Source organism: Halorubrum rutilum, assembly GCF_024494565.1.
The window spans coordinates 225,871-249,584 of sequence record NZ_JANHDN010000001.1 but is presented as its reverse complement, the minus strand read 5'-3'; the positions used below and the strand labels follow the sequence as shown (position 1 = coordinate 249,584).

At 69.6% G+C, this 23,714-nt stretch carries 21 protein-coding genes; 10 read left to right on the top strand and 11 right to left on the bottom strand.

Going from position 1 to position 23,714, the window contains the following annotated elements:
* The first annotated feature begins 283 nt into the window (after nt 1-283).
* Complete coding sequence (locus NO900_RS01395; protein WP_256407426.1) at nt 284-3,451, top strand: adenosylcobalamin-dependent ribonucleoside-diphosphate reductase; 3,168 nt, start codon at nt 284-286, stop codon at nt 3,449-3,451.
* 527 nt (nt 3,452-3,978) lie between these two features.
* Here the strand turns inward: NO900_RS01395 and NO900_RS01390 are convergent.
* From NO900_RS01390 to NO900_RS01380, 3 genes are all read right to left on the bottom strand, one after another.
* Nucleotides 3,979-4,467: a hypothetical protein gene (locus tag NO900_RS01390; RefSeq protein WP_256407425.1), complete on the bottom strand. Its 489-nt coding sequence runs from the start codon at nt 4,465-4,467 to the stop codon at nt 3,979-3,981.
* Nucleotides 4,468-4,577: 110 nt separating this feature from the next.
* A complete protein-coding gene (locus tag NO900_RS01385) occupies nt 4,578-4,733 on the bottom strand; it encodes a hypothetical protein (protein ID WP_256407424.1) in 156 nt (51 codons plus the stop codon).
* Nucleotides 4,734-4,851: 118 nt separating this feature from the next.
* Nucleotides 4,852-5,829 (bottom strand): aldo/keto reductase, encoded by a 978-nt coding sequence (locus tag NO900_RS01380; protein ID WP_256407423.1) that lies wholly within the window; start codon nt 5,827-5,829, stop codon nt 4,852-4,854.
* A 76-nt stretch (nt 5,830-5,905) separates the two neighbouring features.
* Here NO900_RS01380 and NO900_RS01375 point away from each other — a divergent pair, with 76 nt between their 5' ends.
* Nucleotides 5,906-7,663 (top strand): cryptochrome/photolyase family protein, encoded by a 1,758-nt coding sequence (locus tag NO900_RS01375; RefSeq protein ID WP_303654640.1) that lies wholly within the window; start codon nt 5,906-5,908, stop codon nt 7,661-7,663.
* A 34-nt stretch (nt 7,664-7,697) separates the two neighbouring features.
* On the opposite strand, the gene NO900_RS01370 is transcribed toward NO900_RS01375, so the two are convergent.
* A complete protein-coding gene (locus NO900_RS01370) occupies nt 7,698-7,943 on the bottom strand; it encodes a DUF8151 family protein (protein ID WP_092566207.1) in 246 nt (81 codons plus the stop codon).
* 138 nt (nt 7,944-8,081) lie between these two features.
* Between NO900_RS01370 and eif1A the strand changes: the two genes are divergently transcribed.
* Both eif1A and NO900_RS01360 read left to right on the top strand, forming a co-directional pair.
* A complete protein-coding gene (gene eif1A / locus NO900_RS01365) occupies nt 8,082-8,372 on the top strand; it encodes a translation initiation factor eIF-1A (protein WP_094527997.1) in 291 nt (96 codons plus the stop codon).
* Nucleotides 8,373-8,446: 74 nt separating this feature from the next.
* Nucleotides 8,447-9,379, top strand: coding sequence for an ATP-grasp domain-containing protein (locus tag NO900_RS01360; RefSeq protein WP_256407421.1), 933 nt, complete (start codon nt 8,447-8,449; stop codon nt 9,377-9,379).
* An 87-nt stretch (nt 9,380-9,466) separates the two neighbouring features.
* Here NO900_RS01360 and NO900_RS01355 read toward each other — a convergent pair whose 3' ends face one another.
* Entirely contained in the window at nt 9,467-9,844 is a 378-nt protein-coding gene (locus tag NO900_RS01355; protein ID WP_092566213.1) for an Hsp20/alpha crystallin family protein, read from the bottom strand.
* Between the two features lie 164 nt (nt 9,845-10,008).
* Here NO900_RS01355 and gap point away from each other — a divergent pair, with 164 nt between their 5' ends.
* Complete coding sequence (gene gap / locus NO900_RS01350) at nt 10,009-11,061, top strand: type I glyceraldehyde-3-phosphate dehydrogenase (RefSeq protein WP_256407420.1); 1,053 nt, start codon at nt 10,009-10,011, stop codon at nt 11,059-11,061.
* Nucleotides 11,062-11,176: 115 nt separating this feature from the next.
* The gene (locus NO900_RS01345; protein WP_256407419.1) at nt 11,177-12,400 is read left to right on the top strand and encodes a phosphoglycerate kinase; all 1,224 of its coding nucleotides are present in this window, start codon (nt 11,177-11,179) and stop codon (nt 12,398-12,400) included.
* Between the two features lie 2 nt (nt 12,401-12,402).
* Here the strand turns inward: NO900_RS01345 and lrp are convergent, their stop codons facing one another.
* Nucleotides 12,403-12,864 (bottom strand): HTH-type transcriptional regulator Lrp, encoded by a 462-nt coding sequence (gene lrp, locus NO900_RS01340; RefSeq protein ID WP_092566218.1) that lies wholly within the window; start codon nt 12,862-12,864, stop codon nt 12,403-12,405.
* A 126-nt stretch (nt 12,865-12,990) separates the two neighbouring features.
* Here lrp and glnA point away from each other — a divergent pair, with 126 nt between their 5' ends.
* On the top strand, nt 12,991-14,358 hold the full coding sequence (glnA, locus tag NO900_RS01335; RefSeq protein WP_256407418.1) for a type I glutamate--ammonia ligase: 1,368 nt from the start codon (nt 12,991-12,993) through the stop codon (nt 14,356-14,358).
* Between the two features lie 38 nt (nt 14,359-14,396).
* Here the strand turns inward: glnA and NO900_RS01330 are convergent, their stop codons facing one another.
* From NO900_RS01330 to NO900_RS01320, 3 genes are all read right to left on the bottom strand, one after another.
* A complete protein-coding gene (locus NO900_RS01330) occupies nt 14,397-15,413 on the bottom strand; it encodes a phosphatase PAP2 family protein (RefSeq protein WP_256407417.1) in 1,017 nt (338 codons plus the stop codon).
* Nucleotides 15,414-15,416: 3 nt separating this feature from the next.
* Nucleotides 15,417-16,733 (bottom strand): YihY/virulence factor BrkB family protein, encoded by a 1,317-nt coding sequence (locus tag NO900_RS01325; RefSeq protein ID WP_256407416.1) that lies wholly within the window; start codon nt 16,731-16,733, stop codon nt 15,417-15,419.
* 63 nt (nt 16,734-16,796) lie between these two features.
* Entirely contained in the window at nt 16,797-17,927 is a 1,131-nt protein-coding gene (locus NO900_RS01320) for a tRNA (guanine(26)-N(2))-dimethyltransferase (RefSeq protein ID WP_256407415.1), read from the bottom strand.
* 247 nt (nt 17,928-18,174) lie between these two features.
* On the opposite strand from NO900_RS01320, the gene NO900_RS01315 reads away from it, so the two are divergent.
* Both NO900_RS01315 and NO900_RS01310 read left to right on the top strand, forming a co-directional pair.
* Nucleotides 18,175-19,041 carry a hypothetical protein gene (locus NO900_RS01315; protein ID WP_256407414.1) on the top strand — a complete coding sequence of 289 codons (867 nt, stop codon included), beginning with the start codon at nt 18,175-18,177 and terminating at the stop codon, nt 19,039-19,041.
* Between the two features lie 124 nt (nt 19,042-19,165).
* The gene (locus tag NO900_RS01310) at nt 19,166-20,548 is read left to right on the top strand and encodes an APC family permease (RefSeq protein ID WP_256407413.1); all 1,383 of its coding nucleotides are present in this window, start codon (nt 19,166-19,168) and stop codon (nt 20,546-20,548) included.
* Between the two features lie 34 nt (nt 20,549-20,582).
* On the opposite strand, the gene NO900_RS01305 is transcribed toward NO900_RS01310, so the two are convergent.
* Both NO900_RS01305 and NO900_RS01300 read right to left on the bottom strand, forming a co-directional pair.
* Nucleotides 20,583-21,290, bottom strand: coding sequence for a universal stress protein (locus NO900_RS01305; RefSeq protein ID WP_256407412.1), 708 nt, complete (start codon nt 21,288-21,290; stop codon nt 20,583-20,585).
* Nucleotides 21,291-21,329: 39 nt separating this feature from the next.
* Nucleotides 21,330-22,097, bottom strand: a complete 768-nt coding sequence (locus NO900_RS01300; RefSeq protein WP_256407411.1) for an Lrp/AsnC family transcriptional regulator — start codon at nt 22,095-22,097, stop codon at nt 21,330-21,332.
* A gap of 275 nt (nt 22,098-22,372) precedes the next feature.
* On the opposite strand from NO900_RS01300, the gene NO900_RS01295 reads away from it, so the two are divergent.
* Nucleotides 22,373-23,713: a site-specific integrase gene (locus NO900_RS01295; RefSeq protein ID WP_256407410.1), complete on the top strand. Its 1,341-nt coding sequence runs from the start codon at nt 22,373-22,375 to the stop codon at nt 23,711-23,713.
* Nucleotide 23,714: the final 1 nt, after the last annotated feature.

Sequence of the window (23,714 nt, the reverse complement as noted above, 5' to 3'; positions counted from 1 at the left end):
ATCAACCCCCCTTTTGTTCCGGTGGGAGAGCCGTCACGTCGGTCGGTTTCTCACGAGAACGACCAGTTTCACTCCGCTCTGGCCATGTTTATGTGTCCGGAACACGTGCGAGTGTAACGTAATCTGATCCGGCGTCAGACAGGCGGACCGGGAATTACATATCGTATCGAACAGGTAGCCACCTATCCGGGCCGGGAGCGGAACACAGAAGGGCCTGCTGCGACAGTACGTAGACACCATACATGAGCCAGAACGCACGTCAACCGAGCGGGGTGGCCGTCGAATGAGCAGCGACGGCGTCGCCGCCGACGAACTCGAACTGCCGATCAAACGAACCACGGGCGAGACGATGGAGGAGCGCCTCACGGCCAACGCCTACCACAACATCCTGCCCGCGCGCTACCTCCGGAAGAACGCGGACGGCGAGAACGTCGAGAGCCCCGAGGAGCTGTTCGACCGCGTCGCGCGCAACGTCGCGCTCGCGGAGGCGGTCTTCGAGGCCGAGAAGCAGGGCGTCGAGGTCACCGTCACGCCCGACCAGCTGAAGCCCGACCACCCGCGGCGCGACGAGCTCGCGGAAGAGGTGTTCGGCGCCGGCACGACCGCCGCGGACGACGCGGAGACGACGCTGACCGCGCACAACGTCAACAAGTTCGCGTACGACACCGTCGTCCCCGAGCTGCCCGAGAGCGTGCGCGACCACGTCGAGGCGACCGCGGACCGGTTCCGCGACGGGATGGAGTCGCTCTCGTTCATGCCGAACTCGCCGACCCTCATGAACGCGGGCGACGAGCTCCAGCAGCTCTCCGCCTGCTTCGTCGATTCTCCCGCGGACGACATCACCGACATCCACCAGACCGCCAAGGAGGCGGCAGAGGTGTTCCAGTCCGGCGGCGGCATGGGGTACGCGTTCTGGAAGCTCCGCCCCTACGGCGACTCCGTCGGCTCGACGGGCGGGATCGCCTCCGGCCCGATCACGTTCATGCGGACGTTCGACCAGATGTGCGAGACGATCGCGCAGGGCGGCGCGCGCCGCGGCGCCCAGATGGGCGTGATGCGCGTCTCGCACCCGGACGTGATCCAGTTCATCCACGCGAAGAACAAGGACGTCTCCCTGGCCCACTCGCTGCGCCTGAACGACCCCGACGACTTCACGCACAACTCCTTCAAGGAGGCGCTAGAGGAGGCCCGGGGCCTCATCGACGAGGACGGGAAGGTCCCCGAGCACCTCCGGAACGCGGTGGAGGGACACCTCTCGAACTTCAACATCAGCGTCGGCGTCACCGACGACTTCATGGAGGCGCTGTACAACGACGAGGAGTTCACCTTCACCAACCCGCGCACGGGTGAGCCGCACATTACGACGCCGGAGACGAAGGAGATCTACGACATGTTCGGCCTCGGCGAGCACGTCGAGGTCGGCGAGGAGCTCTCTATCCCGGCCCAGGAGCTGTGGGACGACATGATCGAGGGCGCCCACGAGAACGGCGAGCCGGGCGTCATCTACCTCGAACGCGTCAACAAGGAGCACTCGTTCGACACCGAGGAGCACCCCGACCACCGGATCCTCGCGACGAACCCCTGCGGCGAGCAACCGTTGGAGGAGTACGAGGCGTGTAACCTCGGCCACATCAACCTCTCGACGCTCGCGGCGCAGGACGCGCCGGACTGGCGCGTCTGGTCCGCGGAGCACGCCGACGAGTACGCGTCGAAGGAGGCCGCCATGTCGGCGTTCCTCGAGGAGGCGATCGACTTCGAGGAGTTCGACGAGCGGATCGACTACGGCACGCGCTTCCTCGAGAACGTCGTGACGATGTCCGACTTCCCGGTCGACAAGATCGAGCAGAAGGTCCGGGACATGCGGAAGATCGGCCTGGGGATCATGGGGCTCGCCCAGCTGTACATCCAGCTCGGCATCCAGTACGGCACCGAGGAGGGCAACGAGGTCGCCCGCCAGCTGATGACCCACATCAACCACGCGTCGAAGCGGACCTCCCACGAGCTCGCGCAGGAGCGCGGGACGTTCAACGACTGGGAGGAGTCGAAGTACGCGGACCCCACCGAGTACCGCGAGTGGTTCGAGCACTACACCGGCCTCGACGCCGACGAGTGGGCGGACGGCTTCCCGATCCGCAACCACAACACGACGACGATCGCGCCCACGGGCACGACGTCGATGATCGGGAACACCACGGGCGGCTGCGAGCCCATCTACAACGTCGCCTACTACAAGAACGTCTCCGACGACGTGCAGGGCGACGAGATGCTCGTCGAGTTCGACGACTACTTCCTGCGCACCTTAGAGGAGAACGACGTCGACGTCGACGCCGTCAAGGCGGAGGCCCAGGAGCAGATGGCCGCGAACGAGTTCGACGGCGTGGACGGCCTCGACACCGTGCCGGACGCCATCGGCGAGCTGTTCGTCGTCACCGGCGACCTCTCCGGCAAGCAGCACGCGTCGGTCCAGTGCGCCTGCCAGGAGGGCGTCGACTCCGCCATCTCGAAGACGTGTAACTTCCCGAACGACGCCACCGCCGAGGAGATGGAGGAGGTGTACCGCTACATCTACGACCACGGCGGGAAGGGCGTCACCGTCTACCGCGACGGAACCCGCTCGAAGCAGGTGCTCACGACCCGCGCGAAGAACACGGAGTTCGCCGACGAGAGCGAGGCGGCCGAGGCGATCGTCGAGCAGATCGGCGAGGTGTTCGGCGGCATCGAGGCGTTCCTCGACAACGAGGACGTGCAGGCCGCGATCGACGCGGAGATCTCGGACCTGCTCGAAGCCAGCGAGCAGCCCAGCATCGACTACAGCGAGCGCAGCCCGCGGCCCGACTCGCTGTCGGGCGTCACCCAGCGCGTCGAGACGGGGTACGGCAAGCTCTACGTCACCATCAACGAGGACGAGAACGGCCTGCCGTTCGAGCTGTTCGCGAACATCGGTCACTCCGGCGGCTACACCAACTCCTTCACCGAGGCGCTCGCGAAGGTCATCTCGACGGCGCTCCGCTCGGGCGTCGACCCCGAGGAGATCGTCGACGAGCTGCAGGGCACCCGGAGCCCGAAGGTCGCCTGGGACAAGGGCGAGCAGATCCAGTCGATCCCGGACGCGATCGGCACCGCGCTCCGCCGCTACCTCGACGACGACGTCGACAAGGGGATCCCCCAACAGCAGAGCCTCGACGACGTCGAACGCGACCTAGCGAGCGAGCCGACGAGCCAGACCGACGGCGGCGCGGTCGGCGCGGTCGACGCGGACGCGGCGACCGACGCCCCGAGCGCGAACGGGGCCGGCCCGGCGGCCGAGGACGACGCGGCCGGCGCCGACGACGCGATGCAGGAGCTCATCGCGGCGGGCGAGTCGCCCGAGTGTCCCGACTGCGGCGGGATGAACCTCTACTACTCCGAGGGCTGCAAGACGTGCGAGTCGTGCGGCTGGTCGGAGTGCTGAGAGCGTAGCGAGTCGGTCGTTCGACGCTTGCAGTGCGATTTTTACGCGTTTCCGGCCTGAACGCCTCCAAAGCCCCAACCGCGAGGACGCCGAAGGCGTCTCGTGATGACGAGAGAGCTTCGCTCTCTCGAACCACGCTCCTCAGTCACTCGTTTCACTCGCTCTTTGCGGTGCTTGCGTCGCCTGCGGCGTCCTCGCGGTTGCCCCTTTGAGTCCCACCCACACGGCGACCGCACCTCACCCCTCCCCAGCCTCGTGGGGGGGGGGGGGGGGCCCCCCCCCCCCCCCCCCCGGCCGGGGGGCCCCCCCCCCCCCGCGACTCCCTCACGCGGTGCTGCTCGGCCGCAAGGCGGCCTCGCAGGCACGCGCCACCGCACACCCGTATATCAGAGATCGTCGTTGCTGCTCGCGGTTATTTAAATACGGAATCGTTGCCGTCGATCTGCAACACGCTCTTCCGCTACCGATCGAGAGACGAGCGTACCGCTTCGACGTATTAAAAACGAAACAGAGTCGCGATCGCCGGGTCAGTCGTCTTCGAGCGCCTGCGCGATGCGCTGGAGCTGGCGGGTCGCGTCGCGGACCTCGTCGCGGAGCTGGCGCACCTCGCGCACGAGCTCCTCGTTGCCGGCCTGGTCGCCGCCCTCCTCGCCGCGGCCGCCGCCACCGCCGCCCATCCCCGGCGGACCGCCGGCCCCGCCCGGACCGCCGCCGCCCATCATGCCGGACATCATCTGCGCGAAGGGGTTGCCGCCGCCGCCACCGCCGCCCATGCCCGGCGGACCGCCGGCGCCGCCCGGACCGCCGCCGCCCATCATCTCCTCCGGGTCGGGACGGTCGCCCTCCTCGCGCTCCTGCTCGCGCCGCTCGCGGATCTCCTCGACGCGCTCGCGGAAGGACTTCTCCTCGCCGCCGTCGTCGCCCTGGCTCCCGGCGGCGTCGTCGCCCTGATCTCCGGAGGGGTCACCGCCCTGTTCTCCGCCGGCGTCGGCGTCGTCGGTCTCGTCGTCTGCCATGGAGTCCGGTTCGGTAGCCCGGCCGAAAAGGGTTGTTGCTCGGCTCTCGACGCTGCGTTTATATCGGGTCGTTTCGTGCGCGGGTCGCCCCGCGAACGCCCTCCCGAGCGTCAGGCGCGGACCGGGCGGTGACAGTTCGGGCACTCCGTCGTCTCCGTGTCGCGGCCGACCGCCGGGACGTGGTCGCCGCAGTTCGGGCACCGCGTCCGACCGCGAGCGTACTCGGTGCTCGACGGGACCGGAGACCGTTCCGTGTCGTCGGTCATAGTTCCGTGACACCAGTTATCACACTAATAGCTTGTCACTATATCCCTAAAACGCCACAAAGGCGATTGGAGCGGGAGCGAAGTCCGGTACGGGTGATCGATCGCGCACCGAGACCGTTCACTCGTGTCCGGAGACCCGGACCGGTTCGTACGGCTCCTCCAGCCACTCCGCGTCGGACGCGGAGAGGTCGATATCGAGCGCTTCGACCGCGTCTTCCAGGTGTTCGACGCTGCTCGTGCCGACGATGGGCGTGTCGACCCACTCCTTGCGGAACAGCCACGCCAGCGCGATCTGGGCCATCTTCACGCCCTTCTCGTCGGCCAGCTCCGCGACGCGCTCGTTGACCGTCGGGCCGCCGCCCTCGCGGTACGGGTGTTCGTAGAGGTGTTCCTCGGTCTCCCCGCGGAGGGTCGCGTCGACCTCCTCGTGCGGCCGAGCGAGGTAGCCGCGGGCGAGCGGGCTCCACGGCATCACGCCGATCCCCTCCTTCTCACAGAGGGGAAGCATCTCGCGCTCCTCCTCGCGGTACGCGAGGTTGTAGTGGTTCTGCATCGCCGCGAACCGCTCGTACCCCTCGCGGTCGCTCGCGTGCAGCGACTCGGCGAACTGGTGGGCCCACATCGAGGAGGCGCCGACGTACCGCACGTCGCCGCGGCGGACCGCGTCGTCGAGCGCGGCGAGCGTCTCCTCGATCGGGGTGTCGTAGTCCCAGCGGTGGATCTGGTACAGGTCGATCGTGTCGGTGCCGAGCCGGTCGAGGGAGTTCGATAGCTCCTGTTCGATCGCCTTCCGCGAGAGCCCGCCCGAGTTCGGATTCGACTCGTCCATCCGGAAGTATCCCTTCGTCGCCACGACGAACTCGTCGCGGTCGTAGCCGTCGAGCGCCTCGCCGAGGACGCGCTCCGACTCGCCGTTCGAGTACATGTTGGCGGTGTCGAAGAAGTTCACGCCGAGGTCGATCGCGCGCTCGACGAGCTCTTTCCCCTCCTCCTCGTCGAGGACCCACTCGCGCCAGTCCGAGTCGCCGAAGCTCATGCAGCCGAGACAGATCTCCGACACCGTGGTGCCGGTGTCGCCGAGCGTGGTGTACTCCATACGCCGGGCAGGCGGAGCCGGGACAAAAAACCACCCGCGGGCGGGCGGCGTCGGACCCGCGCTCTCCACCGGAGCTATGGTTCCGGAGCCCGTGCGATCCGACGTGAGCGAGCGACCGATCCAGTGGCTGCTCGGCGACCAGCTCAACCCCGAGCTCGACGCCCTCGACGACGCCGGCGAGGTGCTCCTGATCGAGGCGCACGGCTTCGCCGACCGGAAGCCGTACCACGCCCACAAGCTGACGCTCGTCTTCTCCGCGATGCGCCACTTCCGGGACGAGCTCCGCGAGCGCGGCCACGACGTGACGTACCTGAAGGCGGCGTCGTTCGGCGAGGGCCTCGACGCGTTCCTCGCCGACCGGTCCGACCCCGGCCTCCGGCTGATGCGCCCCGCGAGCCACGGCGCGGGCGAGCGCCTCCGCGAGCTCGTCGACGAGCGGGGCGGGTCGCTGGAGCTGACGGAGAACGAGCTGTTCTGGACGACGCCGACCGACTGGCGCGAGTGGGCGGACGAGCCCGAGGGGGGATGGGACGGCGGCTCGCTCCTCGACGGGGACGGGACCGCCGAACGCACCTACCGACAGGAGGGGTGGTACCGCCACGTCCGCCGCGAGACGGGCGTGCTGATGGACGGCGACGATCCCGTCGGCGGCGAGTGGAACTACGACGACCTGAACCGGGAAACGCCGCCGGACGACTGGGAGCCGCCGGAGCGCCCGCGGTTCGAGCCGGACGGGCTCACCCGCGAGACCCACGCCTGGGTCCGCGACCGCTTCGACACGTGGGGCGAGGGCTCGCTCGACGGGTTCGCGTGGCCGGTCACGCGCGCGGCGGCCCGCGAGGCCCTCGACCGGTTCGTCCGCGATGGACTTCCCTCGTTCGGCCGGTATCAGGACGCCATGGTGACGGGCGAGCCGTTCCTCTCGCACTCCCTGCTGTCGCCCGCGATCAACCTCGGCCTGCTCGACCCGCGCGAGCCGGTGCGGGCGGTCGAGGCGGCGTACGAGGAGCGCGGCGTCGAGCCCGGGGCGTACGATCCGGCCGACGGCGACGCGGCGGGCGGCACCGAGGCGACCCTCGACGCGTTCGGCGACGACGAGGGGAGCGTCGACGGCGACGAGGGGAGCGTCGACGGCGACGAGGGGAGCGTCGACGGCGACGACTCAGACGCCGACCTCCCCCCGGTCCCCCTCAACGCCGCGGAGGGGTTCGTCAGGCAGGTGCTCGGCTGGCGGGAGTTCACGCGTCACGTCTACCGCGAGGCGATGCCGGAGCTTTCGGCGGCCAACCAGTTGGACCAGACCCGGGACCTCCCGCCCGCCTACTGGGACGGCGACACCGACATGACCTGTCTCTCCGAGGCCGTCGACCACGTCCGCGAGCACGGCTACGCTCACCACATCGAGCGGCTGATGGTGCTGTCGAACTTCGCGCTGATCTACGGCGCCGACCCCGCCGAGGTGAACGAGTGGTTCCACCTCGGCTTCGTCGACGCCTACCACTGGGTGACGACGCCGAACGTGGTCGCGATGGGGTCGTTCGGCACCGACGTGCTCTCCTCGAAGCCGTACGCCTCCTCGGGGAGCTACGTGAACCGGATGAGCGACCACTGCGCGTCGTGTCCCTACGCCGTCTCCCGCACGACGGGCGAGGGCGCGTGTCCCTTCAACGCCCTCTACTGGGACTTCCTGAAGGAGAACGAGGAGACGCTCCGCGGGACGGGTCGGATGGGGCTGATGTACTCGCACGTCGACGACAAGGACGACGAGGAGTGGGCCGCGATCCGCGAGCGGGCCGCGGCGGTACGTGAGCTGGCGGCGGACGGGGAGCTGTAGGAGAATCGGGAGTCGGCGCGACGGCGCGGCGGTCCTACTCGCCGCCCGCGAGCCGCCGCAGCCGGGGGAGCGCCTGCTCGTAGCCGAGCGCGACGACGCCGACGTACAGCGCGAGCAGTCCCATCGCGACGGCCCACGCCGCGAGCGCGAGGTCGCCGGCGGCGGCCGCCGAGAGTCCGAACCGTTCGAGCACGACGCCGACCGCCGAGGCCGCGCCGGCCCCGACGACGACGGCGAGGAGTTCCGCGAGTTCGACCGCGACCGCGGGTGCTTCGACCATATCGGCCCGCGACGGTCACGGGACATGACTCTTTCGAGTGCGGCGCGGACCGCCGCGTCCCCGGCGTCGTGTATTAAAAGGGCGCTTCCGCGCGAGAGCGGCCCTTTTATTTCCGGGAGCGCGTATCACCGCGTACGCATGAGCAACGGAGACGGCGACGGTCGAAACGACCTCCGGATGCCCGACGACGACGAGGTGTTCGCGGAGGTCGTCGAGATGCTCGGCGCGAACCGGGTCCGCGTCCGCTGTGCGGACGGGAAGGAGCGGACGGCGCGTATCCCCGGGCGGATGCAGAAGCGGGTCTGGATCCGCGAGGACGACATCGTCCTCGTCGAGCCGTGGGACTGGCAAGACGAGAAGGGCGACATCGCGTGGCGCTACGAGAAGAGCGAGGCGGAGCAGCTCCGCGAGGAAGGTCACCTGCAGTAGCGCGGGCCGCGCGCGGAGCGAACCGCCACCGACCGCCGCGCCGTTTTTAAGTCCGAACGACCCCGAACGAGCGTATGCTCCGGCTCGCGATGACGACCGACGCGGAGACGTTCGATCGGGTGCGCGAGCCGCTCGCGGACCGCGGGATCGAGGTCGAGCACGTGCGAGCGAAGGAGCGGTCGCTCCGCGTCTCGGGCGGCGAAGCCGACGCGCTCGGCGAGGGTGGCGGAGGCGCGGGCGGCGACGGGAGCGAGGGGAACGCCGAGTTCGACGGCTTCGACGTCGGCTTCGTCTACCCCTCCCGGCTCATGGAGGGCGCCGTCGTCGACGCGCGGCTGTCGGTCCCGTGGGTGAACGGCCGCGACGCCGTCCTCGCCTCGCGGAACAAGGCGGGCGCGCTCGCCGCGCTCGACGACGCCGGGCTCCCGACGCCGCGCACGACGCTGGTGTCGAATCCCGTGAGCGAGGCGGTCGTGGCCGACGCGGTCTCCCGGTTCTCCTACCCCGTCGTCGTCAAGCCGAACTCCGCGACGCGGGGCGTCGGCGTCGCGACCGCGGGCGACCTCGACTCCCTGCTCGGCGTCGTCGACTACCTGAACCTCGTCCACGACTACCGCGCGACCGGCGACAAGTCGTACCTGATCCAGGAGTTCCTCCCCGACGCGCGCGACTACCGCGCGATGGTCGTCGACGGCGCGTACGCCGGCGCGGTGCGCCGGGAGCTCCCCGCGGACGCCAGAGAGCGGGGCCGGTGGAAGCACAACGTCCACCGCGGCGCCGAGGCGACCGGCGTCGACCTCCCGGAGCGCGCGCGGGAGCTGGTCGAGCGGGCGGCCGAGACCCTCGGCATCGACTACCTCGGCGTCGACCTGCTCGAAACGGACGACCGACTCGTCGTCAGCGAGACCAACGCGCGGCCGACGGTGGACGCGGCGACGAAGTACGAGCCCGACTTCTACGACCGGCTCGCGGGGCTCATCGAGCGGACCGCCGGGAGCGAGGACTGAGCGGGGGAAAGCGGTCGGGGAAGCGGGGAGTAGACGGGGGAGCAGAGCGGTCAGGGGAGGAGAGAGCGGTCGGGGAACGCGGGGCGATTACTCCAGATCGATCGAGGCGGAGTCGTCGTCGCGGTCGAACGAGACTTCGAGGACGCCGTTGTTGAACGTCGCGTTCGCGGAGTGCTCGTCGACGGGGACCGGGAGGTCGACGGTCTCGTCGTACTCCCGCCGGTCGGAGGCCGCGGAGATGGTGAGCGCCTCGCCGTCGCACTGCAGGGAGAGCTCCTCCTTCGAGACGGCGGGGAGGTCGGCCACGAGCCGCACGCCGTCGTCGGTGGCGTACGCGTCCACGTGCGTCGCCGACCCGAAGCCGGCGTCCTCGGTGCCCGGTTCGCCGCTCGCCATCTCGTTCATCATCCGTTCGATCTCCTCGAAGAAATCGCCGAACGGATCGTCACGGTCGTCTCTGTCCATACTCGACGTGAGGGTGGTGACCCCGATAAGCCTTCTGTCGGTCGCCGTTTTGGCCGGCGGGGATCCGTCGCGATCGACACCGGACGTAACGAAATCGAACGATAGTGACCATCTCGCGGGCGACTCGCCCGGATTTAAGTATCTGCGGCTCGCCTTTTTCGGATATGAGTAAATCATATCTCGCAGCGGACGACGGCGTGAGCGACGACGAGGTCGTTCGAGTGGGGCTCAACGGGTTCGGGCGGATCGGGCGCAACGTGTTCCGCGCGGTGCTGGAGTCGCCGCGGACCGAGCTCGTCGGGATCAACGACGTGATGGAGTTCGACGACATGGCGTACCTCGCGAAGTACGACACCGTCATGGGTCGGCTCGACGGCGTCGAGCGCGAGGGCGACGCGCTGACGATCGGCGGCACCTCGGTCCCGCTGTACAACGTGCAGGACCCGGCGGACCTCCCGTGGGACGAGCTCGACGTCGACGTCGCCTTAGAGTGTACGGGCGTCTTCCGGACGCGCGAGGACGCGAGCGCGCACCTCGACGGCGGCGCGGACACCGTGATCATCTCGGCGCCGCCGAAGGGCGAGGAGCCGGTCAAACAGCTCGTCTACGGCGTCAACCACGACGAGTACGAGGGCGACGACGTGATCTCGAACGCCTCCTGTACGACGAACTCCATCACGCCGGTCGCGAAGGTGCTCGACGCGGAGTTCGGCATCGACGCCGGTACGCTCACCACCGTCCACGCCTACACCGGCTCGCAGGCCCTCATCGACGGCCCGAAGGCGAAGACGCGCCGCGGCCGCGCGGCCGCCGAGAACATCGTGCCGACCTCGACGGGCGCGGCCGGCGCGGCCCAGGAGGTCCTCCCGCAGCTGGAGGGGAAGATCGACGGGATGGCGATGCGCGTCCCGGTCCCGAGCGGCTCGATCACCGAGTTCGTCGTCAGCCTCGACGAGACCGTCACCGCCGAGGCGGTCAACGACGCCTTCCGCGACGCCGCCGACTCCGGCCCGCTCGCGGGCGTCCTGGGCTACACCGACGACGAGGTCGTCTCCAGCGACATCGTCGGGCTCCCCTTCTCCAGCTACGTCGACCTCCGGTCGACGAACGTGATCGCCGGCGGGAAGCTGCTGAAGGTGCTCACCTGGTACGACAACGAGTACGGCTTCTCGAACCGGATGCTCGACATGGCCGCGTACGTCCACGACGAGGCGTAGGCGGCCGGTCGCGCTCGACGCGCCTCCCTCGACGCCGTCGCCCCGGTCGGGGCCCCGACGGCAACGTTCACCCGGAGAACCACTCGTTAAATACCCCGTCGACGACCACCCATCCATGGCCGACTTCGACACCATCGACGACCTCCCGGCAGACAAACGCGTCCTCGTCCGGCTCGACCTCAACTCCCCGATCGAGGACGGAGAACCGCAGGACAACCGCCGCTTCGACCGCCACGCGGAGACGGTCCGCGAGCTCGCCGAGGCGGGCCACCGCGTCGTCTGCATGGCCCACCAGGGCCGCCCCGGCCGCGACGACTTCACGTCGCTCGCGGGCCACGCCGCGATCCTCGCCGACCACGTCGGCCGCGACGTGGCGTTCGTCGCCGACACCTACGGCGGCGAGGCGCTGGACGCGATCGACGCGCTCGGCGCGGGCGAGGTGCTCCTCTTAGAGAACACTCGGATGTGCGAGGACGAGCTCCCGGAGGAATCACCGGAAGAGAAGGCCAAGACCGAGTTCGTCCGGACGCTCGCCCCGCGCTTCGACGCGTACGTCAACGACGCGTACTCCGCGGCCCACCGGGAGCACGCCTCGCTGGTCGGGTTCCCGCTCGCGCTCCCCGCGTACGCCGGGCGCGTGATGGAGACGGAGTACGAGGCCAACACCGCCATCGCGACCCGCGAGTTCGACGGCCCGGTGACGATGGTCGTCGGTGGGACGAAGGCGACCGACGTGATCGGCGTGATGGACGCGTTAGACGACCGGGTCGACCGGTTCCTCCTCGGCGGCGTCGCCGGCGAGCTTTTCCTCCGCGCCGCGGGCCACCCGGTCGGCCACGACGTGGGCGAGATGGACCTGTTCGACGAGCAGTGGGCGGAGAACCGCGAGCTGATCGAGTCGGTGCTCGCCGAGCGCGGCGACGCGGTCCGCCTCGCGACCGACCTCGCGTACGAGGGACCGGACGGCGGGCGCGCCGAGGTCGCCGTCGACGAAATCGACGAGAAGACCGAGGGGTACCTCGACGTGGGCTCCGAGACGGTCGCCGACTACGAGCCCCCGATCCGCGACTCCGACGCGGTGTTCGTGAAGGGCGCGCTCGGCGTCTTCGAGGACGAGCGGTTCGCCGACGGCACCGTCGGCGTGCTCGAAGCCATCGCCGAGACCGACTGCTTCTCGGTCGTCGGCGGCGGCGACACCTCGCGGGCGATCGAGATGTACGGCCTGAGCGAGGACGACTTCTCGCACGTCTCCATCGCCGGCGGCGCGTACATCCGCGCGCTGACGGGCGAGCCGCTCCCGGCCGTGGAGGCCCTGGAGGCGGCGGCCGGGCGGCGGTAGGGCTACTCCTCGTTGAGGTCGAGGTCGAACTGCTCGTTCTCGGTGACCGCGTTCAACACGACGCTCGTGTTCGACTCGCGGATGTCGGCGTCGGTGAGGATCGACTTGATCTGGTCGTTCATCCCGTCCGTGTCGGTGAACTTCCCGATCGCGATCACGTCGTAGTCGCCCGTGACCTCGTAGACGCTCACCATCTGTTTCTCCGCCTTGAGCTTCTCCGTCACGTCGGGGAGCGCGCTCCCCTCCACCTTCAGCTGGAGCACGGCCGTCACGTCGTAGCCGAGCTTGTCGTAGTCGACGATGGGCGTGTACCCGCGGATCACGCCCTCGTCTTCGAGGTCTCGGAGGTGGTTCGAGACGGTGGTCACGGACACGTCGAGCTCGTCGCCGAGGCTCCGGAGGCTCGCGCGGCCGTTACTGAGAAGCGAGTTGACGAGCTTGGCGTCGAGGTTTTCGTACGTCATCACACCTATCCACGCCGTCAGGGGTTTATAATTTTACGAACGTCCAGCAGTATTGCCGCACTGGCGGTTCATGCGCCAAGCGATAAGGCCTTTATACTGGCAGATAACGAATAGACCGTCCAGAACATGACGGACGAACACGCGAAACCAGACGGCGGCCTCACGGCCGAAGAACAGGCGGTACTCGACGAGATCGAAGAGGAGAACATCGACTTCCTGCGGCTCCAGTTCACCGACATCCTCGGCGTCGTGAAGAACGTCTCCGTCCCCGCCCACCAGGCGGAGAAGGCATTCACCGAGGGGATCTACTTCGACGGCTCCTCCATCGAGGGGTTCGTGCGGATCCAGGAGTCGGACATGCGGCTCGTCCCCGACCCCGAGACGTTCGCGGTGCTCCCGTGGCGCAACGACGGCGACTCGGGCGCGGCGCGGCTCATCTGTGACATCGTCGACACCGACGGCGAGCCGTTCGTCGGCGGTCCGCGCCAGGTGCTGAAGAGCGTCCTCGAAGACGCCGAGGAGATGGGGTACTCCGTCTCCATCGGCCCCGAGCCGGAGTTCTTCCTGTTCGAGAAGGACGAGGACGGCAACGCGACGACGATCCCGCACGACAACGGCGGCTACTTCGACCTCGCGCCCAAGGACCTCGCGTCCGACGTCCGCAAGGAGATCATCTTCACGCTGGAGGACATGGGCTTCGAGATCGAGGCCTCCCACCACGAGGTCGCCGAGGGCCAACACGAGATCAACTTCAAGTACGACGACGCGCTCGGCACGGCGGACAACATCGCCACGTTCCGCGCCGTCGTCCGCGCCGTCGCCGAGCAGCACGACCTCCACGCGACGTTCATGCCCAAGCCGATCGCCGAGATCAACGGCTCGGGGATGCACAGCCACATCTCGCTGTTCGACGAGGACGGCAACAACGCCTTCGCTGACGACGACGACGAGTTCAACCTGAGCGAGACGGCTTACCAGTTCATGGGCGGCGTTCTGAACCACGCGCAGGCGTTCACGGCCGTCACGAACCCGACCGTGAACTCCTACAAGCGCCTCGTGCCCGGCTACGAGGCGCCGATCTACGTTGCGTGGTCCGACACGAACCGCTCGGCGCTCGTCCGCGTCCCCGACGCCGCGGGCGTCTCCGCGCGCTTCGAGGTCCGCAGCCCCGACCCGTCCTGTAACCCGTACCTCGGCTACGCGGCGCTCATCGCCGCCGGGCTCCACGGGATCGAGACCGACGCCGACCCCGGCGACCCGGTCCAGGAGGATATCTACGAGTTCGACGACGCGAAGCGCGAGGAGTACGGCATCGACACGCTCCCGCCGAACCTCGGCGCCGCGGTCGAGGAGCTGGAGCAGGACGAGGTCGTCTCCGACGCGCTCGGGCCGCACGTCTCCGACAAGTTCGCCGAGGCGAAGTCCCAGGAGTTCAGCGAGTACCTCACCCAGGTCTCGGAGTGGGAGGAGGACCGCTACCTCGAGACGTTCTAGGCCGGTCCGCGTCCGCGTCGCCGATCCCCGTCTCCTTCTCAGTTATTTCCGTCCGACCAGCCGCCCGCGTCGCGGTCCGGACGGACCGCACCGATCCGCTCCGGGAGCGCGGGCAGGGCGACGACGGCGACGACCGCCGCGGTCGTCGCGGTCAGCGTGACGACGACCGAGTCGGCGAGCGCGTACGCCCCCACCCAGAGCGCGCCGGTGACGGCGAGCGCCGGGACCGCGATCCCGACCGGGACCGACGACTCGTCGCCGGCGACGAGCCGCCAACCGACCGCGCCGCCGACCCCCGTGGCGATGCCGATCCCCGCCTCGACGACCTCGCCGGTGTGTCCGCCGGCGAGGGCGACGCCGGCCGCCGCGAGCGAGACGACCGCGGCCAGCAGGAACGCCGGGGCGGGGTCGAGTTCGGTCGTCGGATCGCGCCGGTCCGCCGGCGAGGCGCTCCGTCTCCGGACTCGCGGATCGCCGGCGAGCCAGAGCGCGAGGCCGACGGTTCCCGCGCCGACGGCCAGCCCGGCGACCACGTCGACGAGGTAGTGGACCTCGATGACCACCCGGGAGGCGGCCACGGCGACGGCGACGACGCCGGCCGCGAGCAGCCGTCTCCCGCCGGTCCACGCCCGGTCGTACACGAGCGCCAGCGCGAGGTACGCCGCCGCGCCGCCAGTCGCGTGCCCGCTCGGGAAGCCGAACCCGTCCGAGAGCACCTGCGCCTCGTACCAGCCGGTCAGGAGCGCGGGAAGCCACGTCGGGACGTCGGCCGGTGGCATCGCGCCCGGCGGTCGGGGGAGGGCGAACCACGCCTTGCCGAGCGCGACGGCGGCGTACGCGCAGGTGACGACGGCGATCGCGGTCGCGCCGGCGCGGCGCGGCGAGGCCGCGAGCCGATCGCCGGCGAACCAGTAGGCGACCGCCAGCAGCCCGAAGAGGAACCACGGGTCGGCGAGGTGGGTGACGGCCGCGAAGAGGACGACGGCGACCTCGGGGAGCGCGTCGACGAGGGCGGTCTCGCCGACCCCGCGCTCCGCGGAGACGAGCCCGGTCACGGCTCAGTCGTCGCCCCGGTCCCGGGCGTAGTCGAGCGCCTTCCCGGGCGTTTCGAGCAGGTTGAGGCCGACGCCGACGAGGATGAAGAGCGTGTACAGCCCGAGCGTCGACAGCCCGAGGACGAGCATCGCCGCGATGGCGTAGAGCCCGTCGAGGAAGGAGAACGCGCCGAGTATCAGCACCGTCCCGTACAGCAGCACGAGGTACGGTCCCCACCCGCGGGCGTGGCCGCGCCGCATCCGGGACCGGACGTAGCGTTTCAGCTCCGACTCCACCGCGGGCCTGTCGACGGTGCGCCGCTCGACGTCGTCCTCGAACTCGTCGAACTCCGCCCGCAGCCGCCCGACCTCCTCCTCCAGCGCCGCGACGTCCGGCGCCCCCTGCGGCCGCTCCTCGTCGCCGGCGTCGTCAGCGCCGTCCGACTCGCCGTTCATACCCGTGGGTCGGCCGCGGTCGTGTTGTAACTGCCGGTCCGCGGCGTGGCCGACGGCGGCCGAGGCGGTCCGGGAGTCGACGCCGCCCGGCGAACCGGACGCGTCTCGCCCGGCCAACACGACGTTGACGACCCCGCCGACCACGACGACGACCGCGGCGAGGTAGAGCCACGTGACGAGCAGCAGGACCCCGCCGATGACGCCGTACACTTGGTACTGCGCGGCGCCCGCGGCGTACACCTGGAAGCCGGCCTGCAGCAGCGTCCACCCGACCGCGGCGATCAGCGCGCCCGGTAACGCCTCCCGGACCCCGATCGCGGGCTGCGGGAGCAGGTAGTACATCGGGAGGAAGACGACGGCGAGGAACGCCGGCAGCGCGAGGATGCTGGCCGCCTCCGCGGCGGGGACCGCGTCGGCGGCCGCGACGAACGCGCCGACGCCGACCATGACGGCGATCCCCACGCCGACCGCGAGGACGACGGCGGCGGCGTCGGTGACCTGCTTCAGGAAGTCCGGCGACCCCTCGACGCCGTACAGCGAGACGAACGCCGTGTCGAGCCCGCGGAACACCTTCAGGGTCGACCAGAGCAGGACGGCCACGCCGAGCACGCCGGCGCCGGTCCGGCCGCCCGCGGCGGAGATCGCGCCGACGACGGCCTCCTCGCCCGCGGGGGTGAGGAACCCTCCGGCCGACGCCGCGAGCTCGGCGGCGATAACCTCGCCGAAGACGGCGGTGGCGACGACGACGAGTAGCAGCAGCGCGGGGATCAGCGAGACGAACGCGTAGTAGGCGATGGCGGCGGCGAGGAACGTCACCTGGCGGTCGAGCGCGACGTCGACGACGCGCCGCGCCGCGCCGAAGGCGGTGGTCGAGTGTCGGGACACGCTCCGGGGTTCGGGCGATGCCGACAAAAGCGGGGCGGTGCGGCCGAGACGGCGACGAGGCCGTCAGGCCGTCCCGTCGCCGAGGACCGCCGCCCGCATCTCGGGGATCGACGCCGTGCTCTTGACGGCGGTGCCGCGGTAGTGCGCGCGGCTGGCCTCGTGCCCCGCGCCCCGCAGGCGGTCGACGAACTCGTCCATGCCGATGGCGGGCTCGCCCCACTGCTTGTACAGCCGGTGCTGGTCGTAATGCGTCGGCGTGTCGAGCTCGCGCGCGACGGTTCCGAGCAGCTCGCGGGCGCGCTTCGCCTCGCCCATGTCGTCGGACACCTCGCGGCGGACCGCGCGGGCGAAGTCGGCGTCGGCGACCGGGCCGAGCCAGATCGGACCTGCCGTGAGGACGCGGTCGCTCCCGCACTCCGGGCACGCGTCGACCGGGTCCGCGATCAGCCCGCGGGTCGGCTCCCGCCAGAGGCAGTCCTCGCAGTTGTCGACGTGGCCGAGCTCGGCGACGCGGTCGTCGGCCGCTCGCGCGCCCGACTCCAGTTCGAGGTAGGTCCGCGCGTAGTGACGCGAGACGTGCGAGACGACCGGCGTCGCCGCCTTGTCGTAGCGCGCGGCGGTGCGGACCAGCGCGGAGATCAGCGTCCGGAGCCCCATCTCGGGGTGGTAGTCGGTGTTGCGCGGGACGGCGCCGTACTTCCGGATCCCGCTGTTGAGGTGGGCGCCGCAGAGCGGCGCGGTGTCGGTCGCCGTGACGCAGACGAGGTTCCGCGCGTTCGCGAGCGCGGCGTCCGCGAAGGGGATCGGCGTCCCGTACGGGTCCAGGTCGACGACGTCGAACGGGCCCTCGTCGTACAGCAGCGCGTTGACGTCGCGGTGGACCGCCTCCCCGTCGAGGTCGTTGGCGGCGAGGTTCTCGGCCGCGAGGTCGACGGCGTCCGGGTCGACGTCGGCGCAGGTGACGTCGTACCCCTCGGCGGCGGCGCGCACTCCCCGGACCCCGGAGGCCGCCATCGCGTCGAGGTACGACGCCGCGCGCGGCTCCCGCTCGCGGTACGCGCGGAGCGCCGCGACGGTGACGTCGCGGTTCAGCTCCTGTGTCGGGTTGAAGAAGACCCCGCCGCCGGTGCCCTCGCTGGCCCCGTCGCGGGCCTCGGGGACGGAGACGGTGAGCCCGCCCTCCTCGATGTCCATGCCCCGGCTTCGGCCATCCGGCACAAAAGGACCGCGCTCCGCCGGAGCGCTCTCGTCGACCGCCCGTTCGCGGTTCCTCCGGTCCCCTCCGCGATCGCTCCGGCGATCGCGAACGGCGCGGCCGCGAAGCGGGGCTTTTAGCCCCTCACCGCGGATAGACGAACACACTGATGCACGCTACGCTCGACCGAGACCGGAGCGGCCGTCCGACGCGCGAACGCGACGCGACCGCGGGGGCGGATCGGCGATGGTGAGCCCCGCCCGCGTCGACGCGCTCACCGACCTCGCCTACGGCGCGCTGATCATCCTGTCGATCGTCCTCATCGCGACGCTGAACGGGACCGACGTCGGGGTGGCGTTCGGGATCGGGGTGTTCGCCTCCTACGTCGTCCACGTCGTCTGGAAGATGGCCCGGTTCGACCCCGACTGGATGACGCGCGAGGTCGCCGACCAGGTCGGCAAGGAGGTCGAGAAGAGCGTGGGCGAGACCGTCAACAAAGAGGTCGAGAAGAGCGTGGGCGAGACCGTCAACAAAGAGGTCGAGAAGAGCGTGGGCGAGACCGTCAGCAAGGAAGTCGAGAAGAGCGTCGGCGAGACCGTCAGCAAGGAAGTCGAGAAGACGGTGGGCGAGAAGGTCGAAGAGACGGTCGGTGAAAAGGTCGAAGAGACGGTGGGCGAGAAAGTCGAAGAGACGGTCGAGAAGACCGTGGGCGACACCGTCAACGAGGAGGTGAGCGGAGTCGCCGACGACGTCAGCGAGGAGGTGAGCGGAAAGGTCGAGGAGACGGTGGGCGAAACGGTGGAGAAGACCGTCGAGGAGACGGTGGAGAAGACCGTCGGTGAAAAGGTCGAGGAGACGGTCGAGAAGACGGTCGACGAGAAGGTCGAGGAGACCGTGGAGAAGACCGTCGAGGAGACGGTGGGCGAAAAAGTGGAGGAGACCGTCGATGAGAAGGTCGAGGAGACGGTTACCGAGAAGGTCGAGGAGACGATCGACGAGGAGGTGGGCGACGGAGAGCGAGACGGCGACGAAGGCGACGCCGAAGACCGAGACGGCGACGCAGACGACGCCGAAGACGAGAGCGACGTCGACTATCGGCGCGGCGACACGTAGCCGCCGACGGAACGGACGGCCGACGGCGACGGCTCTTGATTTCCTGAATGCGTAATTTAGCCCCGGCTATTTTGAGTTTTCCGAAGGTCATAAATCCGGACGGCCGTTACCCGATACCGGACGCATGGGCCAGCACGATTTGGATCGGAGTCTCGGGCTGTACCCGACGATGATGATCAGCATGGGCGCGATGATCGGCAGCGGGATCTTCGTGCTGCCGGCGCTGGGGTATAAGAAGGCCGGACCGGCGGTGATCGTCGCGTACGTGCTGGCCGCGGTCGTCGTCCTGCCGGCCGCGCTGTCGAAGGCCGAGATGGCGACGGCGATGCCGGAGTCCGGGGGAACGTACCTCTACATCGACCGGGCGCTCGGGCCGCTGTTCGGGACGATCGCCGGGATCGGGGCGTGGTTCTCGCTGGTGTTCAAGAGCTCGTTCGCGCTCGTCGGCCTCGGCGCGTACCTGCTGCTGTTCGCGCCGCTCTCGCAGGGGGCGGTGGTGTACGTCGCGCTGGCGCTCGCGGTCCTCGTCGTCGCCCTGAACGTCTCGGGAACGAAGATGAGCGGCGGGATCCAGGCGGTCATCGTCACCCTCGTCGTCGCCGGGCTGGTCGCGTACGTCGTCAACGCGGGACTCGTCGCCGACGGCGCGCGCTACACGCCGTTCAGGACCGACGGGACCGTCGGCGTCGTCACCGCCGCCGCCTTCGTCTTCGTCTCGTACGCCGGCGTCACGAAGATCGCGAGCGTCGCCGAGGAGGTGAAGGACCCGGCGAAGAACCTCCCGCGGGCGATGCTGGGGTCGATGGCGGTCATGACGGTCCTGTACATCGGGGTGGTCGGCGCGATCATCGGCCTCAGCGACCCGGCGGTCCTGCGGACGGGCGGGCCGGGCGGCACGGCGTCGCTCACGCCGATGGCTGACGGCGCGGGCGCGCTCCTCGGCGGCGCCGGCGTGCTCTTCATCTCCGTGATCGCCGTGGTCGCGCTCACGAGCATGGCGAACGCCGGGGTCCTCTCCTCCTCGCGGTTCCCGCTCGCGATGAGCCGCGACGACCTCCTGCCGCCCGCGCTCCGGGCCATCGACCCGCGGTTCAAGACGCCGCGGAACGCCGTGCTGCTCACCGGGATCGTGCTGGTCCTCCTCATCAGATTCGTCCCGGTGATCGAGCTGGCGAAGCTGGCGAGCGCGTTCCAGATCCTCGTCTTCTCGTTCGAGAACATGGCGCTCGTCGCCTTTCGGGTCGCCGACGCGCCCTCGTACGACCCGGAGTTCACGGCGCCCGGCTACCCGTTCGTCCAGGTGTTCGGCTTCCTCGCGGGGCTCGCCCTGCTCACGCAGATGGGAGCGGTCCCGATCCTCGGGGCGGTCGGGATCATCGTCGGGAGCGCGCTCGTCTACCTCGCGTACGGCCGGTCCCGGACCGACCGAACCGGAGCGATCGGGACGATCCTCCGCGCCCGTCGCGGCGAGGAAGAGGACGGGGTCACCCAGACGAAGCCGGAGTGAGGGGCGGCGAGGGCCGGCGGGCGAGCCGACGCGGTCAGTAGTCCCGGTTGACGACGATCACCGGGTCGCCGGTCTCGTCGGCGATCCGGTCCGCCAGCGTCCCGAAGACGCGGTCGCCGAGGCGCGACTCCGGCTCGTACATCACGACCGCGTCGTAGTCGGCCGCGACGCGGACGATCTCCTCGTCGTGCCCCTCCCCCTCGACGACCAGCGTGTCGACCGATCCGGCGTCGAACCCGTCCGCGATCAGGCGCTCTCGGGTCTCCTCGACGACGGCCTCGCCGCGCTCGCGACGCTCCTCGCCCTCGACGACGTGGAACAGGGTGATCCGCCGGGTGCCGTCCTCGCTCAACACCCGGATGAACCTCGGCAGGCGATCGAACTCGGCGACGTCCGGGAGCGGCACGAGGATCCGCTCTATCCCCTCGGTCGGCGCGGGGTCGAGCTCTGCGGCGCAGTCCTCCTCGGCCGCGATCTGCCGGATCGCGGCGGCCCGGTCCTTTCCGAACACCAGTCGCGTCCGGACGGACGCGCCGGCCTCGGCGAACGCGTCGGCGACCTCGTCAAGCGTCGCCCGCGCCCCCTCACCGAACTGTTCGCGCGCGGCGCTGACCGGGGTCTGCTCGGGGAGGTCGTAGTGACCGAGGACGACGACCGTCAGCGACGAGAGGTCCTCGATCAGCACCGGAGACAGCGGCTCCGGGTCCGGGAGTTCGAGCGGGACGAGGATCGTGTCTGCCATGGCCGGCGGTTGACCGCCCGGAACAATAAACGGCGAGACTCACGACGTCGCCGCCGGGGGCTCGTCGCCGTCGGCGAGGAACGCGTCGAGGACGTCGTCCTCGGACGACTCCTTCGGGAGCACCGTGACCACGTCGTTCGGGCGGATCGACACGTCGCCGACCGGATGGATGATCGAGCCGTCCCGTTCGATCGACGTCACGACGGTGTCGTCGGAAAGGAGCCCGTCGGTGCGGGCCTCCGACGGCGAGTGGCCGACGATCGGCGCGTCGTCGGTGACGCACACCTCGATCACGGCGGTCCCGTCCGCGAGCGTGACGGTGTCCGTGACCACCGACCCCTCCGCGTCGTCGGAGAGGAACCGGGAGTACGGGGTGTGTAGCTCCGTCTGGAGCAGCTCCTCGTCCTCGATGCGGATGTCGAGTCCGGAGAGCGTGCGCGCGATCTCGCGGAGGTCGCTCGTCTCCTCGCCGACCGCGACCACCTGCAGGTCCCGGCGCCCCGCCATCAGCACGCGGACGTTGATCACGCCCGGAATGGAGCGGGCCGCGAGCGCCAGTCGCTCCCGCTCGTCGGCGGGAACGGTGCACATGAACACCGAGGTGAGCCGCCCGCCCGCCTGCTCGAAGTCGACGATGGCCGTGTAGCCGCGGATGACTCCGGCCTCTTCGAGGCGCTCGATCCGGTTCCGGACCGTCCCCGCGGAGACGTTCATCTCCTCCGCGATCATCGGTGCGGAGGTGTTCCGCGCGTCCGACATCAGCGCGTGGATGATCTGCCGGTCGATCTCGTCGAGGTGGTGGCTCACGGTCGACCGCCTCCCGGTCCGGTCGATACCGACCCGCGCCGTCGAAGGAGCGTCATGTCCAGCCGTACCCGCCAGGCCGTAATATGGTTTACTCACGGCGCGGAGGCGCCCTCCGCCGCGAACGAACCGAGAGGCGAGACGGTCGTCGCGGAGCGCGTCTGCTCGGGGCGCAAGTCTGGCGAGAAAAGACGTCGGAGAGCGACGCTACTCGTTGCCGAACATCTGGCGCATTTCTTGCTGGGGGTTCCAAATATGTGGGCGTCTTTCGACTGTGTATGGCCGACGTCAATGACACGAACTCCACCCGCGCGAAGTTCGAGCGCGAGCAGGAGCTCCTCGAAGACGCCACCATCGACGAGGCCGACCGCCGGGCCATCCGCGAGTTCGTCACGCACCGCCGGCAGATGGAGGATAAGTCGCTCAATACACTGATAAGCGATATAGGAAACCTCCGTCGGGCCGCCGAGCGCGCCGAGACCCCACTCTTGGAGATGGACATCGGCGACGCCCGAGCCTTTGTTGGCCGGCTGGCCGCGCCGAAGGCGAGCGGCGGCTACGGGCTCGACCCCGACGGATCCGGCATGTTCGGCTACAAGCGCGTCCTCCGCGTCTTCTTCCAGTGGCTCGACGCTGAGCCCCACTACGGTGAGTATGGGTTTGGCGAGCGGATCAGCCTGCCCGACCGCAACACCAAGGAGGAGACCATCTCGAAAGACGAGCTCCTCACCGAAGACGAGATTGAGCGGCTGAAGCGCGCCTGTATGAACAACCGGGATCCCGTCCTCATCGACTTCCTCGCCGACGTCGGGGCACGCATCTCGCTGGCGACCTCGCTTCGCGTCGGCGATATCGACGGTCTGGAGACGCCGCGACCGACCTTCTCGCCGAACACCGACGCGCTCAGCCTGAAGGGCGTCCGCGACGTCTCCTACCCGATTCTCTACTCGCGGGCCGAGCTCCGAGAGTGGGTCAACCGCAACCACCCCGACCACACCGGACCGAACGGCCGCGCACACGACGAGGCACCGCTGTTCCCCGTCGTCGAACACTACGACCCCGACAACCGAGAGATGATGGCAGCACACACCTCGACCGTCCGAAAATCGATGAAGCGGGCTGCCGACCGCGCTGATATCGATGTCGAGCGTGTCCATCCCCACCACTTCCGGCACGTCTTCATGACGCGGATCAGCGACTCCGAGCTGAACGACCGCGACATCGAGCACATGTCGATGCTCGTCGACGACCGGATGCGGATGCGCGACCGCTACGATCACACCGGCGACGCCGAGCGGAACGACTCCATCTTCCAGAGTCACGGGTTCGTCGACCCCGACGAGGGTGACGAGTCCGAGGGTGCGCCCGAGATCGTCGCCTGCTCGAACTGCCGTGCCGAGGTGAAATCCACCGCATACCACTGTCCCCGGTGTGGCTTCCCGCTTCGCGAGGAGATCCAGAACGCCATCGACGCCGCCCGCGCGGAGATGCGCGAGACAACCGTCGACGCCGACGAACGGGCCGAGCGCGAAGCCGCCGCCGACGCAGCGACCGTCGTCGAGAATGACGAGCGCGTCGCTGAGGAGTTCGCGATCGAGGACGGACACCTCGACGAGTGAC

What these genes read in the sequence shown, in the direction of transcription:
- NO900_RS01395 (WP_256407426.1), top strand. Translation starts at nt 284, where the DNA reads ATGAGCAGCGACGGCGTCGCCGCCGACGAACTCGAACTGCCGATCAAA.
- NO900_RS01390 (WP_256407425.1), bottom strand. Translation starts at nt 4,467, where the DNA reads ATGGCAGACGACGAGACCGACGACGCCGACGCCGGCGGAGAACAGGGC.
- NO900_RS01385 (WP_256407424.1), bottom strand. Translation starts at nt 4,733, where the DNA reads ATGACCGACGACACGGAACGGTCTCCGGTCCCGTCGAGCACCGAGTAC.
- NO900_RS01380 (WP_256407423.1), bottom strand. Translation starts at nt 5,829, where the DNA reads ATGGAGTACACCACGCTCGGCGACACCGGCACCACGGTGTCGGAGATC.
- NO900_RS01375 (WP_303654640.1), top strand. Translation starts at nt 5,906, where the DNA reads ATGGTTCCGGAGCCCGTGCGATCCGACGTGAGCGAGCGACCGATCCAG.
- NO900_RS01370 (WP_092566207.1), bottom strand. Translation starts at nt 7,943, where the DNA reads ATGGTCGAAGCACCCGCGGTCGCGGTCGAACTCGCGGAACTCCTCGCC.
- eif1A (WP_094527997.1), top strand. Translation starts at nt 8,082, where the DNA reads ATGAGCAACGGAGACGGCGACGGTCGAAACGACCTCCGGATGCCCGAC.
- NO900_RS01360 (WP_256407421.1), top strand. Translation starts at nt 8,447, where the DNA reads ATGCTCCGGCTCGCGATGACGACCGACGCGGAGACGTTCGATCGGGTG.
- NO900_RS01355 (WP_092566213.1), bottom strand. Translation starts at nt 9,844, where the DNA reads ATGGACAGAGACGACCGTGACGATCCGTTCGGCGATTTCTTCGAGGAG.
- gap (WP_256407420.1), top strand. Translation starts at nt 10,009, where the DNA reads ATGAGTAAATCATATCTCGCAGCGGACGACGGCGTGAGCGACGACGAG.
- NO900_RS01345 (WP_256407419.1), top strand. Translation starts at nt 11,177, where the DNA reads ATGGCCGACTTCGACACCATCGACGACCTCCCGGCAGACAAACGCGTC.
- lrp (WP_092566218.1), bottom strand. Translation starts at nt 12,864, where the DNA reads ATGACGTACGAAAACCTCGACGCCAAGCTCGTCAACTCGCTTCTCAGT.
- glnA (WP_256407418.1), top strand. Translation starts at nt 12,991, where the DNA reads ATGACGGACGAACACGCGAAACCAGACGGCGGCCTCACGGCCGAAGAA.
- NO900_RS01320 (WP_256407415.1), bottom strand. Translation starts at nt 17,927, where the DNA reads ATGGACATCGAGGAGGGCGGGCTCACCGTCTCCGTCCCCGAGGCCCGC.
- NO900_RS01315 (WP_256407414.1), top strand. Translation starts at nt 18,175, where the DNA reads ATGGTGAGCCCCGCCCGCGTCGACGCGCTCACCGACCTCGCCTACGGC.
- NO900_RS01310 (WP_256407413.1), top strand. Translation starts at nt 19,166, where the DNA reads ATGGGCCAGCACGATTTGGATCGGAGTCTCGGGCTGTACCCGACGATG.
- NO900_RS01305 (WP_256407412.1), bottom strand. Translation starts at nt 21,290, where the DNA reads ATGGCAGACACGATCCTCGTCCCGCTCGAACTCCCGGACCCGGAGCCG.
- NO900_RS01295 (WP_256407410.1), top strand. Translation starts at nt 22,373, where the DNA reads ATGGCCGACGTCAATGACACGAACTCCACCCGCGCGAAGTTCGAGCGC.